The sequence below is a fragment of the Rhodococcus sp. SG20037 genome (assembly GCF_031763325.1).
Taxonomy (GTDB): domain Bacteria; phylum Actinomycetota; class Actinomycetes; order Mycobacteriales; family Mycobacteriaceae; genus Rhodococcus_F; species Rhodococcus_F qingshengii.
This window is the reverse complement of the sequence record NZ_CP134497.1, coordinates 269513-286167: the sequence shown is the minus strand read 5'-3', so window position 1 is coordinate 286167 and position 16655 is coordinate 269513. Positions and strand designations below refer to the sequence as shown.

The 16655-nt window shown below is 58.9% G+C and carries 17 protein-coding genes; 2 read left to right on the top strand and 15 right to left on the bottom strand.

Going from position 1 to position 16655, the window contains the following annotated elements:
• The first annotated feature begins 39 nt into the window (after positions 1-39).
• Both RHP72_RS01330 and RHP72_RS01325 read left to right on the top strand, forming a co-directional pair.
• Positions 40-939, top strand: coding sequence for a LysR family transcriptional regulator (locus RHP72_RS01330; RefSeq protein ID WP_311094217.1), 900 nt, complete (start codon positions 40-42; stop codon positions 937-939).
• Between the two features lie 150 nt (positions 940-1089).
• Positions 1090-1866 (top strand): SDR family NAD(P)-dependent oxidoreductase, encoded by a 777-nt coding sequence (locus tag RHP72_RS01325; RefSeq protein ID WP_003943850.1) that lies wholly within the window; start codon positions 1090-1092, stop codon positions 1864-1866.
• A gap of 51 nt (positions 1867-1917) precedes the next feature.
• Here the strand turns inward: RHP72_RS01325 and RHP72_RS01320 are convergent, their stop codons facing one another.
• The 15 genes from RHP72_RS01320 to RHP72_RS01250 form a co-directional block, all read right to left on the bottom strand.
• On the bottom strand, positions 1918-2901 hold the full coding sequence (locus RHP72_RS01320; RefSeq protein WP_161121237.1) for a response regulator transcription factor: 984 nt from the start codon (positions 2899-2901) through the stop codon (positions 1918-1920).
• Between the two features lie 340 nt (positions 2902-3241).
• On the bottom strand, positions 3242-4762 hold the full coding sequence (locus RHP72_RS01315) for a sodium:solute symporter (RefSeq protein ID WP_003943875.1): 1521 nt from the start codon (positions 4760-4762) through the stop codon (positions 3242-3244).
• A gap of 1 nt (position 4763) precedes the next feature.
• Positions 4764-5063 (bottom strand): hypothetical protein, encoded by a 300-nt coding sequence (locus RHP72_RS01310; RefSeq protein WP_003943970.1) that lies wholly within the window; start codon positions 5061-5063, stop codon positions 4764-4766.
• A complete protein-coding gene (locus tag RHP72_RS01305) occupies positions 5060-6427 on the bottom strand; it encodes an ArgE/DapE family deacylase (RefSeq protein WP_003943974.1) in 1368 nt (455 codons plus the stop codon). Before RHP72_RS01305 ends, RHP72_RS01310 begins: the two co-directional genes overlap by 4 nt.
• A 301-nt stretch (positions 6428-6728) precedes the next feature.
• Positions 6729-7499 carry a GntR family transcriptional regulator gene (locus RHP72_RS01300; RefSeq protein ID WP_037131190.1) on the bottom strand — a complete coding sequence of 257 codons (771 nt, stop codon included), beginning with the start codon at positions 7497-7499 and terminating at the stop codon, positions 6729-6731.
• Positions 7500-7602: 103 nt separating this feature from the next.
• Positions 7603-8382 (bottom strand): 3-oxoacyl-ACP reductase FabG, encoded by a 780-nt coding sequence (gene fabG / locus RHP72_RS01295; RefSeq protein WP_003943844.1) that lies wholly within the window; start codon positions 8380-8382, stop codon positions 7603-7605.
• Between the two features lie 38 nt (positions 8383-8420).
• Entirely contained in the window at positions 8421-9437 is a 1017-nt protein-coding gene (locus tag RHP72_RS01290; protein WP_003943949.1) for a phosphotransferase enzyme family protein, read from the bottom strand.
• 33 nt (positions 9438-9470) lie between these two features.
• Positions 9471-10079: a microcompartment protein gene (locus RHP72_RS01285; RefSeq protein WP_050794046.1), complete on the bottom strand. Its 609-nt coding sequence runs from the start codon at positions 10077-10079 to the stop codon at positions 9471-9473.
• A 117-nt stretch (positions 10080-10196) separates the two neighbouring features.
• Positions 10197-10478, bottom strand: coding sequence for a BMC domain-containing protein (locus RHP72_RS01280; RefSeq protein WP_003943829.1), 282 nt, complete (start codon positions 10476-10478; stop codon positions 10197-10199).
• 62 nt (positions 10479-10540) lie between these two features.
• Positions 10541-10816, bottom strand: a complete 276-nt coding sequence (locus RHP72_RS01275; RefSeq protein ID WP_003943836.1) for a EutN/CcmL family microcompartment protein — start codon at positions 10814-10816, stop codon at positions 10541-10543.
• Entirely contained in the window at positions 10816-11304 is a 489-nt protein-coding gene (locus tag RHP72_RS01270) for a hypothetical protein (RefSeq protein WP_037131195.1), read from the bottom strand. Before RHP72_RS01270 ends, RHP72_RS01275 begins: the two co-directional genes overlap by 1 nt.
• Positions 11304-11906, bottom strand: a complete 603-nt coding sequence (locus tag RHP72_RS01265) for a BMC domain-containing protein (RefSeq protein ID WP_003943811.1) — start codon at positions 11904-11906, stop codon at positions 11304-11306. Before RHP72_RS01265 ends, RHP72_RS01270 begins: the two co-directional genes overlap by 1 nt.
• A 3-nt stretch (positions 11907-11909) precedes the next feature.
• The gene (locus RHP72_RS01260; RefSeq protein ID WP_003943852.1) at positions 11910-13472 is read right to left on the bottom strand and encodes an aldehyde dehydrogenase family protein; all 1563 of its coding nucleotides are present in this window, start codon (positions 13470-13472) and stop codon (positions 11910-11912) included.
• Positions 13472-14758, bottom strand: coding sequence for an aspartate aminotransferase family protein (locus RHP72_RS01255; protein ID WP_003943881.1), 1287 nt, complete (start codon positions 14756-14758; stop codon positions 13472-13474). Before RHP72_RS01255 ends, RHP72_RS01260 begins: the two co-directional genes overlap by 1 nt.
• 229 nt (positions 14759-14987) lie before the next feature.
• On the bottom strand, positions 14988-16562 hold the full coding sequence (locus tag RHP72_RS01250) for an APC family permease (RefSeq protein ID WP_003943825.1): 1575 nt from the start codon (positions 16560-16562) through the stop codon (positions 14988-14990).
• Positions 16563-16655 lie beyond the last annotated feature (93 nt).

Sequence of the window (16655 nt, the reverse complement as noted above, 5' to 3'; positions counted from 1 at the left end):
AGCAAATGTTCAGACCGTATATTCGGTAGCATTGCTACTGTGTTGATTCTCGAAAGACTCCGCGCCCTGCACGCCGTCGCCGAGAACGGATCAGTGGCGGCTGCCGCCCGCACCTTGCATGTCACACCGTCCGGGATTTCGCAGCAGTTGAACAAACTCGAGCGCGAGGTCGGTGTTCCGCTCCTCGAACCGCAGGGCCGCGGTGTGCGACTCACAGAAGCGGGCCGAATCCTCGCGCGCCGAACCGCAGAGGTTCTCTCGACGCTCGCTCAGGCCGAGGCGGAAATCGCGTCGCTGCAGAGCGAGGTGACGGGCCGCGTACGTATCGGCGCCCTGGTCTCCCCCAGCAGGACGGTGCTGCCGCGAGCCATCGCCGAAATCAGGCATGCGCACCCGCAGCTCGAAATCACCTTCAACGAAGGCGAATCCGAAGAACTGCTCCCAGCACTGATTCGCCGCGACCTCGACGTCGTGGTGGTCGACAGTTGGAGCACTCTGCCCGTCGAACTTCCCGACGGACTCTCCTTCACGCCCGTGTACGACGACGTGGCGCTGCTCGCTCTCCCGGCGTCACATCCGCTGGCGGAGAACAAGGTCGTCGCGCTCAGCGAGCTGTCCGAGCATGCCTGGGCGACGTGGACCCGGGGAACGGACTTTCACACCTTCACCGTCAGGACCCTGCGCGCGCAGGGGTTCGACCCACGAATCGAGTACGAGGTCGCCGAGTTTCCCACCCAGGTCGAATTCGTCGCTCAGGGCCTCGCCGTCGCATTGATTCCACGTCTGGCGAGAGTTGTACCGCCGGAAGGTGTTCGAATGCTCGACACGGTTCCGCCGCTCGGCCGAGACATCTACCTCGCCTGGCGGACAGACAGCGAAAGGCCGGCCGTCCTGGCGGCGATAGAAGCGCTACGCCGCCAGTTCGACCTTCTGGGATGAACCTCAGTGATCACTTCGCCAACCCGTTCCGTCGAATGACGGACACCGTCGGCCAACAGCATGATGTTTGAGGGCTAACCGACCGATACCCTTTGTCATACATGCCTTTTAGGCTCGAGGGTATCCACCCCTTCGAGTACCAGGAGCATCATGATCGATCTGACCGGCAAAGTTGCACTCGTAACGGGGGGCTCTTCGGGTATCGGCAGGGCTATCGCTGAAACACTGTCGGCGGCGGGTGCCCGAATCGTAGTCGCCGATCTTTCCGAACAACCGCGAGAGGGTGGACCCACGACTACGGAGTTGCTCGAATCGCGTGGAGGAGTGTCCGAGCACGTCCACCTCGACGTCTCGGACAGCAGAGACGTGACAACCGTTTTCACCGAGACCTCTCAGCGACACAACGGAATAGACATACTCGTGAATAACGCCGGCATTCTCGTCGCCGGGACTGTCCTCGAAACCGACGACGATCTGTGGCGTCGACAGATGTCGATCAATGTTGACGGCACGTTCTATTGCACCAGGGAGATGATCCGACAGCTTCGCGCAATCAATCGGGGTGGAAAGATCGTGAACATCAGTTCCATCAGCGGGTTTCGAGGAAACCCCGGCTTCGCGGCCTACTGCGCCTCGAAGGGCGCGATCGTCAACTTCACACGACAGGTAGCGCTCGACTACGCACCTTACGGCATCAACGTCAACGCTGTAGCTCCCGGATTCGTAACGACTGCAATGACGGATTCCTACGACCAACCAACACGCGAGATATTGACCGGCCAAACCCCGAGGGGGCAGTGGGCCACTCCGAAAGATATTGCGAACGCTACCTTGTTCCTGGCATCCGATCTCTCCGATCATGTTGTCGGAGAGAATATCCTGGTCGACGGAGGTTGGACCATCGGCACTCCGACGGGCGGACAGTAGCAAAATCGTCGGGCGGTCTCGGTGTCGAGCGACGCCGAGACCGCTTCGTTGTCACCGCAGCGGCAGGACAATGCCCTCAGCAGTCGCGATTCCCGCCGCCGCCACTCGTGAGTGGCAGTCGAGTTTGTCGAGTATGCGTTCGACATGTGTTGCAACAGTGCGATGACTCGCATGTAATTCTCTGCCTATTTCGGCGTTACTGAGCCCGCGGGCGAGATACGTGAGTACCTCGAGTTCCCGAGCCGTCAGATTCCGGGGCGCCTTTTCGTGACGGAGCGTCACCAGCGATCCAGCAGCTACGGGTGTGACGGACATACGCATCGTGTGTCCGTCGGGCGAAACCCAATAGAGACTTCGAGGGCCGCCGAGGGCAACTGCAATACGCATTTGTTGGTACAGCGCGCCATCCTCGTGGAGATGTTCTCCACGCGCCGTGCCCTGAACATCGGACACCGATCCTTCGTCGGTCAAGAATGCAGCTTCTTCCGAACCATCGACCAACAGTTCCCAACTGTCCCCATCGTTTGCCCGCAAACCGTCGGTCAGCGTCGCGATGAGGGGCTGAACAGCGATCAAACAGTCTACGGCCGCGTCACTCAATGGAACCGGAAATGTTGTGCTCAGGTGAAGTGAGCCTGTATATCGACCGTCCCGTGTGAACAGACAAGTCGTGACTCCTTCGTAGAAACCGGAAGGTTGAAAGACCTCTCGCGCACTGAAGTTGTCAGCGTAATTCGGAATATCGCACCAGCGCAGCGGCCGCGAACGTCGAAATCGCATAGCGAGAAAGGCGGGGTCGTCGACGGTGAACCCCTGATTGAGATACGAACTCACTTCTCCCGGGTATTCGGATGCTGCAACGGTGAAGTGACGCTGCCTTCCCATGTCGTAACTCGCGATCGATGCGGCCTCGAACGGTATCTCCTCGTTCAGCCGATCCATGACTGCGGATGCTCTCTGGCCGACAGGTGCATTTTCTATGCATATCGACGCGATGTCCGCCACAGTGGCGAGCGTGTGATGAGTGAGCGCCATGTCGCCATCCTCACTTCGATCGATGCGCGCCACATGGCGACAATCGACCAGTCGGTTTCTCGTGCACGATCCCTGTCGAAAGTTGAAGCGCATCAAGACTTTTCCAGGGATTCATCCGAAGATTCATCGGCTGATAGCACCGTAGAATACCGCGGAACCGCGCTTTTCGGGTGACAATTACCGCTTTGCCGAGACAGTGGGCTGCATCCCCGGGCGGCCATCAACAGATCACTCGCAGTCGGCCGGAGCCGCTGCCCGAGGATTCCGCGAAACGGACTCCTAGCAGCGACTCCGACCGAATAGTGAGAACGAAGCGATGGGTGTGTGAACGGACATCCAGTCAGGACGCTCGCAGTGCCCCGTCCTGTCGCACACGCACCGGGCTCCGACCGGCCTCGAAAAGGGTATCGACGCGACGACGATCTGCGTCGGTCCGACCAGTGATCGCCGAGACCGACAGGAAGACAACGAGGTTCACTGCCATTCCGACGATACCGGCGGTGAGCCCGCCAAGGCCCGCAATGTCGTCAGGGTAGATCCAGGTCAAGATCACCGCGACGCTGAACCCGGAGAGCATGCCGGCAACTGCACCATGCTTGTTACCACCGCGCCAGAAGAGTCCCAGAAACAGAGGAATCGACAATTGCACGATCCCCTGGTAGGAGATCTGAGCAAGGAGCTGCAAACGAGCCATGTCGAACGTGAGATACGCGACGACACCGGCGACCGCCATGAATACAACCATGCTGGACTTTGCAACGGCAGTCAGCTGTCGATCTGACAGCGGACGCTTTTCCGAATTGATGATGTCGTTCGCGATCTGCAGACCGCACACCTGGACGCTGCCGTCGATATGCCCCATCGATGCTGCGAAAACAATCGTGACTGCCAGGCCCAGCATCCATGTTCCACCGTATTGGTACATCAGAGTGAACCAACCATTCTGCGGCACCTCGTGCACTTCTGCAATGGTCGACGCAGCGAGTCCCACAAGCATCAAAAGGCTGTAGAAGACCCCCGAAATCAAGACAGTGCGGATAGTGCCCGCCTTGACTGCTCGCACTCCGGACGCCGTGTAGATGCGCTGGAAACTCGTTGGCCAACAGAGTGATCCGACAACTCCGGTGAAGATCAACGCAAACAAGTAGAAGGGACCATATGCGTCGCCGTCGCCTGGTACCCGCAGCATCTCCACCGGCAGTTCTGCCAACGCCCCGAAGCTGATGGGTGATCCACCAAATCCGACGAGCATGAGAAGACACACCAATCCGGCAACCACGTAAGCGACGATCCCCTGGAACAGGTCGGTCATGATAAGCCCGCGCATGCCCATCTTGACGGTCCAGATCTGGCGAATGACGATGAGCGCCAATCCGATCAACAGGCAGGTGGTGACGGACCATTTGCCTTCGCTGGCAACTTCGAGGAGTTGTCCCAGCGCTTGCATTCCGAGCACCACCCACGGGAACAACGACACCACACCGATCACACTGGCAATCTTCTTGACCAATGTCGAGTCGAACCGCAGCCCGAGAAGATCTGGCTGTGAACGTAATTCGTATCGAGCTCCCCATCGCCAGGCCTTTGTAGCCATGAAATACATCATCGCGACGCCTAGCCCCGAGTAAGCCAGTCCGTAAAATCCGAATACTCCGGCACCAGCCGCCAAACCGAAGAAGGCGATGAAAACCGCACCCGGCCACCAAGAGTTGACATAGGACATCGCGACGAACCATGGGCCATAGCTACGGCCACCCACCGAATACTCGGTAAAGGACGGCGCTTCGCTGCGCTTGGTGGCGTAAAGGATATAGACGACGACAGCATAGAAGACTGTCAACATTCCGAGCATGATCAACATGTCATTCTCCAGTCGGCGAACTCGGTGACCCAACGGAGGGGTCGGATACCACAGCGAAGTCCTCGTCCAGCTCGCCCCTGATGCCTTCGACCAGATAGAGCGCCCACAGGCTCAGCCCGACCAACAAACCGTCGAAGAGCCAGTAGAAGATACTGAACGGCAGCCCCAAGATTCGTGTCGAGACGCCACTTGCTGCGAGATACAACGGAGGAAACAGCGCAAGCAGAAGACTTATGCCGTACAGAAAACCGAATGTCACATGAATTGTTCGCGGCGCGAGTTGCCGAATGAACTCTTTCATTCTGCCTGCTCCTCGAGTCCGCACCAGTCGATCGCAAGGGCGGCAAAAGTTCTTGCAGCAGTACGGACTTCGTCGATCAGACAGTACTCGTCATCTGCATGCGACACCCGCAAGTCGCCGGGGCCGTAGCTGATCGCGGGAACGCCTGCCATTGTGAGAAAAGAAGTATCCTCAACCGCACAGAAACCTGCAACGGTTGGCGCACCGGCAAACCGTGTCCCGCCCGCGGCAGCGATGTGTGCTTGAGAGATCGCCTCGGTGATCTCGACCGCAGACTCTCCCGGATCGTTCGCCGGCCAACTGAGTTTCCATTCGACAGTCGGCGGATTGTCCCGCAGCCAGCCGTCGGTCCGCGCTATCGACTCGATTTGCGCCTCGATCTCCTGCTTGACTGTTTCAGGGTCGTCCTGAGGTGGGTACCAAACGCAGTACTCGATGGTCATGTATTCCGAAAGGATGAACGGCACAAGCACTCCGTGCGGACCACCCGTCACCACACCGGGATGAATCGAGAAATGCCCAGGAGCGAAGAGCGGGTGCGTCTTCGTGAATGCCCATTCTTCCTCGAGGCGTTGAAGTGCCTGAAAGACGAGAAACCCCTTGTCGATTGCGTTGACGCCGACCTTGGACCCGCCACCGCCGGCTCTGATCGTCTGACCACGCATCGACGAGTGAGTAGCTTTACCTGCCACTGTCACCGAGAACCAGAGCAGACCTGGGGTCACCGGGATTACGCCGAGTTGAGTCGGACCGCTCGGTTCGGCCACGACAGCAGCGTCAGCCCGATACCCGCGTTCCAGAGTCGACGAAATCCCGCACTCGTGGTCCATGACCTCTTCCCCGACAACCGCCTGGATGATCAGATCGCCACGAAGTGAGATACCGGCACGTTGCAGTGCTTTGACCGCGAAAGCCTGCGCGACCAAACCTGCTTTCATATCGCTTGCGCCGCGCCCCCACACTCGGTCACCGTCGACTCGACCCGAGAACGGGTCTCCCGATTCCCACCGCTCAACATTTCCCGGTGGTACGACGTCTACGTGCCCGTTGTAGATCAACGAACGCCCACCACCGGAGCCGGAGACAGTCCCCACAGCGTTGGTCCGCTTGGCTTCGACCTCCCATCTCTCCACATCGGCGCCACTGTCCTGATAGATCTCGGACAGCAAGTTACTGACTTTGCCCTCCAGACCTACGACTTGGTCGTAGGTCTGGCCGGGATATTTCGGATTCACGCTGGGAATAGCGATGATCTCCGACAACACCGTGACCATGTCCTCAGCCAACGCATCGACAGCGTCGAACGCACGACGTTTCGCTGCCACTTCGGATGAGGGTCCGGACAACTCCGTGGGATTGCTCACCATGTGCTCCTGGAATGTAAGTGAATCGACTTGAACCAGAAAGAGTCCCGTGCACGAGTGGACGGAATACTCACTGCGGCAGCAGATTCGCCGCAAGTAGACAAAGACTAGATGTGAACAAGGTCACGCAACATCAGCAACTCGACCCCAGATGAGCACCTATGGGGACACGTCCATCCGTCAAACGACGGATCCCTGGATCGTGCGACATGCTGCCCACACCCGGATCGACCCAGATTTCGGTACCGACTGGCAGCCGGATCACACAATCCGACGTTATCTCGTTCTATTGCACCAGAACTCAGGATTCGGAGTCGGTGCGAACTTCCAGGACGGTTGCCTTGGCCTCTGTTCGTCCAGCCGGTCCCCGGGCAGTGACCGAGATTCGAGTTCGATCAGCGCGAAACAGGTCACGTGAGTATTCGAACGGAATACCCGTCTGGTCTCGGGTGGTGCGCGTGATCAACAACAGAGCAGCATCGACGCGGGTGCCGAGTACCGATGCCTCAGTAGTGGTGGCGTTGACTGCTTCGATCTGCTCCTCGGCCGCACCCGGAACCAAACCGTATGCCTGCTCCATCAATTCGTAGAGAGAGCCACCCAGCGGACGCTCCAGCAGACCCGGAAACCTACCGGCCGGGAGTTGTACGTGTTCCAACGAGATGGGAGACCCGTCGGCAAGACGAATGCGCCGAATATCGATCACGAATTCGTCCTCGCCCAAATCCAGCGCATCTCGCGCGTTTCGATCGGGAACGGTCATTTGGGTGGACAGGATCCTGCTGCCGGCCACGTATCCTTGGCTCGCCAGATACGCGGGTAACCCGATGACACCGGAGAGATCTCGCTCGACCGTTGCATGACTGATGAATGTGCCGCCGGAACGCCCGATCGCTCGGCGAACGACCCCGGCTTCCTCCAATGCAGCAAGGACCTGCCGCAGACTCGAGCGGCTGACTCCGTAGTGTTCTGCCAGTTCCCGCTCGCTCCCGAGACGCGACCCGGGAGGCAATGCTCCGGAATTGATCTCGGCCACGATACGCCGCCGGACCTCCTCAGTTTGCGCACCCATGGGGCAGCCTCCTGAACATGGCGGGTATTCGGTCTGACCAAATAATAGCCGTGCTCGCCGACGACGGATCCACCGGGGACGGGTGAATCCGTCGTCGCTTGTCTTACAGTTCGCCGAGCGCCATCGCCGACTCCGGAAGAACCTGTCCACCATCTACGATCAACGACTGACCGGTGATGTACGCGGCTTCGTCCAGTGCAAAGAACAGTGCGGCATTGGCGATATCCTCGACGCTGCCCAGACTGCCGGCCGGGACGCTGGACGCCATTTGGTCGAGATATTCCTGTCCCAAACCGTCGAGCCCCTCGGTGATCACGTTGCCGGGCAAGACGGCGTTGATCGTGATCCTCTTCGGTGCCAACTCAATGGCAGCAGTTCGGATGAAGCCCATCTGCGCAGCCTTGCTTGCCCCGTAGTGCGACCAACCCGGATAACCGGTTACGGGTCCGGTGATCGACGATGTCACGACAACCCTTCCACGCCCAGAAGTTTCGAGCCACGGCATGCACGCTTGCACGGCGTGGATGGTCCCCTTGACGTTGACGCCGAATACGCTGTCCATGTCCTCCGAGGTCATCTCTCCCAACCGCTTCGACGGGAAGATCCCAGCGTTCGCGCACAACACGTCGATTCCTCCGTGTCGCTCGGCCGCAACTTCTGCCATACCGGCCAAGGAGTCAGGATTCGTGACGTCGACTTGAAGTGTGGAGACCGCGCCAGGAAGACCATTCAAACCCTCCGCGGCACGTTCGAGAGTCAGAGCGTCTCGCGCGGTCATGAGCACATTGGCCCCTGCGCGCGCGAATACCCGGACCATTCCCAAGCCGATGCCCTTGCTACCGCCGGTGACGACGACCGAACGACCTTCAATGGAGTTGAACATTTGGACCTCATCAGAGTTGATTGATCGGGACTGGTCGGTCAGCGAGCAAAATCAGTTCGTTCGAGCGAGGAACCATCGGAATCGAGGTATCTGGTCGCCAGCTCGCACGTTCCCGCTGCATAACTCGAACTCTTGGTGCGCGACTCCTGGGAATGCGAGTGGGAACCCATCCAGGCCACCAGGAGCATCCTGCGCAACATGACGAATGTAGCGAGCATGTCTTCGTCCTCGTCGGACAATTCCGCGACGGTTCGGTACCCGGACAACCACGCTTCCTGCCAACGCGGCAATGCCGAATCGTGCTCGATGAAAGACACGGCGGTACCGAAGTCGTACAGGAACCAGCCGAACCCACAATCGTCGAAATCGATCACATTGACCTGATCTGCATCAACGAGAAGATTCGCCAGTCGGAGGTCTGCGTGCACCAGACCAAACCGGTCCGGGCCCTGCCCGTATCGTTCCAACCTCCGGTGAATCAATTCCACGGCAGGCTCCAACGTCGCAATCTCGTTGGTCCCGATGCCGACAGCATCCTGCCAGCGTCCCCACCTCGGCGCCTCGCCGAGTGTATTTGTCCAATCCCACGAGAAGCGAGCGAAACCAGCCGGTTTGCGCCAACGCTTCGAATGAGAATGAAGTCTCGCTGTCACCGCTCCGAGTGTATGAAAGTCGTTCGCACAAATTCCCGCTTCATCCGGCTCCAAACCACCCATCGTCTCGAAAAGGACAGCGTGCCGCGTTCGTCCGGAAACTTCCGTCGTCACGATTCGACGCCCGTCCGCTGTCCGAATCACTTTGGAGGCATCAACGATGTTCTCCTCGTGGAGGGCATCGAGCCAATCCAGTTCTGACTCGATCGCCTGCGCATCGTGATATCCCTCCCGATGAACACGGAGGATTCCACCCGTGCCTGTCCCCGGGTCTTCGACCAGATAGGTCGCATTTTCCGACAAGTTGATCATGCGCCACTGCGCATCTCGCGAGAACGCGTACTCCTTGATCGCACGATCTGCGACCAGATCTTCGGCCGATCCCGCACCTTCGACAAACATCAGGTGGTCCTCCTCTCCTCTCAAGAAACTGACTCAGCCGTGTTCGCGGCCTTCGATACCTGCCAAGACGTCGGTGATCCTGTCTCGGGCCGACGTCACCTCTTCGGTCGATCCTGCGATATACAGCCGTCCGGCTGCACCGATCATCTGGACGTCTACGAGAGTGATTCCCGGAGCTGCGCGTTCGGCCTCGTTGGCAGCCACTGTCGCGAACAGCGCCGGGGTCATTTCGTACACGAGCAGTGACTGCCCAGGCATTACCATGGATGCCTGTCTGTTCCGATTGATGATCACCGCATGCTGATCCGTGATGTCCTCGATCACGTCGTGGTAGAGCACCTTCGGTCGCAGCTGATCAGCTGCCTCGCTACCGGTGCCGTCCAAGATCGCCTGACCCGCACGTTCCACATCGGCGAGGTTGTTCGCATGAATCTCGAGAACTCCGAATTGCCTTTCCACGTACAGTATCCCGGGCTCGACGGAAGGCACCGCCCTCAGCGCGAGGTCCATCACACGTTCGATCGCCAGAGCTGGTGACACCTCGACGATGAGTGCGTAATCGTGCTCATACGGCGGGTACCCACGCGCGCGAGTGGGTGTACCCATGTACGCCGCAAACTGACGTTGCAGGTCATGCACCATCAGGTAGACACGGATATCCGTTGTTGATTGCACTTGTGCGGACACCGAGGTGCCTCCTCCTCAGACTTTGATCCTGCCAGGACGTTGATCCTGCTGGGCCTAACCGATGCGACCGAGCTACTTGGAGACCACCGAGAAGTGCGCACCAAGTTCGGCATGCGGACGCGGAATCACATGAACGCTCACCAATTCGCCTATCTGAGAGGCTGTTTCAGCTCCGGCCTCCGTGGCGGCCTTCACCGCCCCCACTTCACCGGTGACGATGACCGCCACCAATCCGTCGCCGACCTCTTGCCGATCCGTGATGGTGACGTTTGCTGCCTTGACCATTGCATCGGCGGCCGCCAACGCTGCAACGAATCCCTTGGTCTCGATCATTCCGATTGCTGTGCTGGACATTTGTCGACTCCTTTGTTGACGGTTCTGTCGCGAGGTACGCAGACAGGAGGATCACGATCCGGTCAGAGACCGGAGTTCGGGGGAACTTCGGGTGTGGCGTCTCGATCGATCGATCCGATGACGAGAGCGTCCACAGGTGGTGGTGTACCGGGAAACCAGTTGGATGCGACGGAACCCTGCGCAACGAGGACGTGCTCGCCGACACCCGAACCCAGTACATCGAACGCGATGAATCGGTCGCCCGATTCCAGAGCCTCGACGCGCAGAAGCGCGCCGTTCGGCAGTCCGTCGATGCGTCGCGACGACCAGATGTTTCCCGTGACAACTGCGGCAATCATCAGCGCTCCTTTTCGAATGAGACCCCGAGAGCGCGTGCCTTCTCGCGAGCCAGCGGGGTTATCACTGCTTTGCGCCCGAGAACAAGGCGCGCACCGGATTCTGCGAAGCGAGCTATGTGCCGCTCGGTCACCACACCCTCGTCGATACGGTGAACTGCCGATGTTGGTCCCGCCGCGTTCGGGCCGGGGACGAGTGTGAATTTCAATCGGCCGGCACGCAGGTCTTGCCGCGATTTCGGATTCTCGAACAGTTCCAGCAGCTTGAACACGAAGGTCTGCAGTTCGGCGCTGGTACTCAGCCGCACTGCTTCGGTCTTGTTTCGATGAGAGACAGCCATCGGACCAGTCGACACCGGAGCGAGCTGAGGTGAGGCGGGCTTGCTCGGGGCGGGCTTGTTCGGAGTGAGGTTATTCGGGACATCAGGTGCGACGTCCCGGATGATCTCTCGAATCATAGTCCGAAGCTCTTCGGGCGGAGGCAATTTCATCAGAATTCACCTCCCAGAGCACTCTGAGCTGCCTCGGCGGCCTGCCGCACATCTGCTTCGCTACCCGATAGATACACTCGACCAGTTGCACCCATCATGCGAAAGTCGACCACCTTGACGTCGGCCGCCTTCTCCGCCTCGTTCGTGGCCAGGATCGCATATGAGGCAGGCTGAACTTCCAGAACGAAGAGCGAATCTCCAGCCAGCACCATCGATCCGATCTTGTTGCGATTGATCAGGAACGCATGCTGCGGTTCGATACTGGAAATAATCTTCGAAGCGAGAATTGTCGGCGAGATCGCAGAAGATCTCGTTGCCTCGAGTGCGTCCAGCGCTGCGTCCGCGGCAGAAGTCACCGCCCCTGTTTCACCGTGAAATTCCAAGTACCCGAATTGCCTTTCGACAACCAACACGCCAGCCTGCACATCAGCATGTTTGAGGGCAACGTCGGTGATGCCTTCGATATCGAGTCCTGGCGCAACCTCGATAATCTGAGCGGCAGAATCGGCTCGCGGAAGCGTTCCACGAATGAAGGTACCCAGATAGGACATCGTCTGTGGTTGCAGCCTGTCAATGAAAATGAACGATCGAAGTTCAGCCATGGGTCACCTCTTGTTCAGTTGGGAGAGTTCTTCGACGACTATCCGACGGAGCTCTGCACGGAGCCGATCCGCATCTGTCGACGAGCCTCGAACAGGCGAGTCAGCGCGGATTGTCCGCGGAACCGATTTCGGCACAGCCACTCCCGACCCGGGGGCAGCGTTCGAGGCGATGGGGTAGACCGGCACGGCGCCGGCCGGCACCTGCCAGATTTCGACGCCCGAAAGATTCGCCATGCGGACACTTTCGTCCGAGTTGTAGGCGACGCGAGCCCAGTTCAGTAGATGCTTCGGCTCAAGATTGTCACCGATCGAACTGCGCCCGGCGAATCCGGTACCAATCGTCATCGATGGAGCCAGATTCGTGTCGAGTCCAGCGCTACCCGTACTGTTTCCGACGTTCACCGAAATTCGCAGCACCGGCACCAGCGCCGCATAGTTCATGATCGTGTGCGAATTCTCGCTGTGAATCGCCGCAGAATGACCAGCGCCGGCGATACGGACCACTGCCCGCGCAGCTCGTACACCTCGCTCAGCGTCAGGGACCCGCACCATCCCGATCACCGGTGACAGTTTCTCGTGCGCCAGAACCTCTTCCGAGCGAACAACATCGAACGGAGCCACGAGCAGTCTGGTTTTCGCGGTCACTCGCAGTCCGATCTTGTCCGCGATCCACACTGCATCCTTGCCGACGACATCCGTGTTGAGGTGACCCTCGGGAAACATGTACTCGCGCAGTCGATTCACATCGTCGGCATCCAGGAAGTGAGCCCCCACACGCTGCATCTCGCGCGTCAAGCCATCCGCAACTGCATCCTCGGCGATGAGTACGGATTCGTTGGTGCACAGAAGCGAATTGTCGAAAGCCTTGCTATCGACAATTCGTTGTGCGGCCAAACGCACATCCGCGGTGGCGTCCACGAACACAGGGACATTGCCCGGACCCACTCCTAGAGCTGGATTGCCCGACGAGTAAGCCGCGCGGACAACGCTGGACCCGCCCGTTGCCACGATGACGTCGGTTCGATCGTCCGACATCAGCGCTTCCATCAACGGAATCGTCGGCTCGTCGACCACCTGAATGATGCCGTCCGGTGCGCCCGCTGCAACCGCTGCAGCACTGAGCATGTGCGCAGCATCCGCACACGACAGCTTTGCCCTCGGATGTGGTGCAACCACGATGGCATTTCGGGTCAACATCGCGATCAATACTTTGAAGTACACCGACGAAACAGGATTGGTAGTAGGAGTCAGAGCAAGCACGACTCCGGCAGGGCGTGGAATCTCGACTATCTTGTCGAGCTCGTCCACCCTGGGGCTGACAAAATCCTGCCCACGGTAGAACTCGAGGATTCCGCGTGAGCAGGCCTGATTCTTCCGAACCTTGTCTGCAACCACCCCCATCCCCGTCTCGCGAACCGCCCATTCGGCGTAGTGCCCAGACGCTTCGTATGCCGCGTCGGCTACCGCCTGTGCAATACGACCCACCGAGTCGGCGTCGTAGGTGGCAAATGACTCGGCGGCCCAAACGGCGCGTTCGAGCATATGTCCGGCAAAAGCCGTACTCATCAGATTGCCCTCCGGTCAGAGTTGTGAACGTCGTCGCGTGCTCGTCCGACAGCAACTTCAACGCGATCGAGGACGTCTTCGCATAGCTCACGCGACATCAGAATGCCTGGTTTGAACTGCAGCACACGCGGATCCAAAGTCGAAAAGATCGCCCATACCCCCAGTTCGTACAACTGGCGCATCACGAACTTCGCCCCTTCGGGGTGGTCGAATCGCAAACCAAGGATCACTCCGTTCTGACGAATCTCGGCGAACCACCCGGGGTATTGATCTTGAATTCTGCGAAGCCCGGCACCCATGAGTTCGGATATGTAGTGCACCATCGATCTCACCTGTGGGCGGGTGGTGATCTCGAGTGTCTTGAGCGCTGCGACACAACCGAGTTCGGCGCCGCCGAACGTCGAGATATGACCGAAGCCGTCCTGCTCGAGCCACTGCCCTGCCCGATCACTGAGCAGCACAGCCGCGATCGGATAGATACCGCCGGAAATTCCCTTGCCGGTCACCATGATGTCGGGATCGATCCCGTGCTTGGTGATACCCCACAGTTCACCGGTACGCATCAGCCCTGTCTGCACCTCGTCGGCGATGTACAGAGCGTCGTACGCTTCTGTCATCGCTTTGACCGCTTCGAGGTAGCCCGGCTCCGGTAGTGGAAATCCGTACGTCGCCGGAATCGTTTCCATGATCACCGCCGCAACGTCACGGCCAGACAAGGCTTTGTCCATTGCATCCAGATCTCCGAACGGCACTTGGATGAACTCGTCCGGTCGATCCGCGAGGAAGAGCTTCGCGAACCGATCGTCACCGGTGCCTACCGCAAGTCCGGTATGACCGTGATAAGCCTTCACGATCGATACGATCTTTCGCTTCTGCGTTGCGTGCCGAGCACTTTTGAGAGCGATGTCGATCGCCTCGCCACCTCCGGACGCGAACGCAACCTTCGTCAGACCTGCAGGAGCCGTCTGGACCAATGCTTCGGCGAGTGCGGTGCGCGCGACCGAGGGAAAGTGGTGGTTTCCGATGTCGAACAGTTCGAGTCCCTCGGCAACTGCCGCCACTACCTCCGGATTTCGATGCCCGAGGTTGTAGGTGCCGCCATTCAAATGAAGGTCGATGAGGCGGCGGCCCTCCATATCCCACAGCACGTAACCCTCGCGTCGGCCGATGACCAGATCGATGCCACTGTCGGTCCAGAACTGAGTCTTGTCGGGGTTCCAGTACCGTTTGGCCTTCTCCAGCACTTCGCTCTTGGAATCGAAGCTGAATGAGCCGTAGTCGTACATATCCCACCTGTCCTGACTCGGGCCCGATTCGTTCGGGCTTTCGACTCTTTGCGTACGTGTAAATCATTAATGGTCGGACCAATAAAGTCAATGGCACGAATGGAACAATATTGAGTTGGCCAGTCGTACGTATGAATTATACTGCACAGCAACATGATTCAAACGTCGGCCGACATGCTTGCGACAAGAACATGTCCGCTATGGCATTATTGGTCGTACCAAATGAAAATTAGTTGATCGAAGGTTCAGCTTCCGGTTCCGATTCGGGTGTGTCGTCCAAGACGATGCGTCCGATTCGGGCGTAGCGCTCGGGAGCTCGGTACTTGTACCAAACTGCGACGAGCATTCCGAACAGAAACAGTCCGCCCACGATGTAGGGACTCAAGCGGAACAGCAGGGTATCTGCAGCAGCACCCGCCGCGAAACTGCGGTTCTCCCATAGGAGGTACACCACGTACAGCATTCCCAACCCGCCTAGGAGGGGGGCCAGAAGAGTTCGAAACCAGTTGGCCGTTTCCGGATGGTTCCTGGAAACATGGAAATAGCCGATGACTGCAAAAGCGCAGAGCGACTGAACAATCAGGATTGCCATCGTACCGAGAATCGCCAACAACCCGAATAGGTGGATGTACGGATCCATCCCGGCAACCGCGAAGGCGATCACAATCAAAGTGGCCATGACGGTCTGGACGAACGACGCGATGTGTGGTGACCCGTGCACGGGGTGGGTTCGACCGACGGAACCTTCGGAACCGGGAATCAGCCCCTCACGCCCCAGCGCATAGATGTATCGAGATGCGCACTGATGGAAGGCCATTCCGCACGCGAATGACCCTGAAATGAGTAGTACCTCAAAGACGCTTACGGCCCAACCACCGACGAAATCACGTGTCGGACCGAAGAAGATTTCACTGGAAGTCGAGGAATCCTGCGCCAGCTCGATGGCCCGGGACGGACCGGTGCCGGCGATAGCCATCCAGGAGACGAATACGTAGAACAGTCCAATTCCCAGAACCGACAGGAGAATTGCGCGCGGAATGATTCGTTTGGGGTCGCGCGACTCCTCGCCGTACATTGCAGTCGACTCGAAGCCTACCCACGACCAGAAGGCGAAGAACAGTCCGATACCTGCCACTGCACCGCCGACACCTGCCGCAGGCTCGAATGCACTCACCGGGTTGATCGAAGACACTGCGAACCCGTCCGGACCACCGCCGTGAACGAGCACTGCAACGGCCATCAGTCCCAACATCAAGATTTCAGTTACCAGAAAGACTCCCAAAACCTTTGCAGCCAAATTGATGTCGAAGTAGGAGAGGATCGCGTTGGCCGCGAGCATCACCAAGGCGAACACGATCCACGGAACGGATATGCCGGTGTACTTCTCCACCGTGCTCTGCGAGAAGAAGCTGAAGATGCCGACGAGGGATGCCTCGAACACCACATAGGCCATCGTGATGATCGTCCCCGAGGCCATCCCGAGTACCCGTCCCAGCCCATGACTGATGAATCCGTAAAAGGCCCCGGTCGCGGTGATATGGCGTGCCATCGCTGCATATCCGACCCCGAAAAGGCCAAGCACGATTGTCGCGACGAGGTACCCCGCCGGAGCGCCACTGCCGTTGCCGAAGCCGATAGCAATCGGGACGTTCCCGACCATGGCAGTAATCGGCGCAGCGGTCGCCACAGCCATGAAAACCACACCTGCGAGGCCGACTGAATTCTTCTTCAGACGTTGGACTGACTGACCAGACCTGTTCTCACCGGCGGCGGCCGCACCGTCGGCCTCGGATACATCGGTCACGACGAAGGTCCTCTCAGTATTTGCCGAACGGATTCGACGACTCGAACTGCGACCTGCCGCCGCAGCGCACCTTGCGATCGACTGAGTGTGACA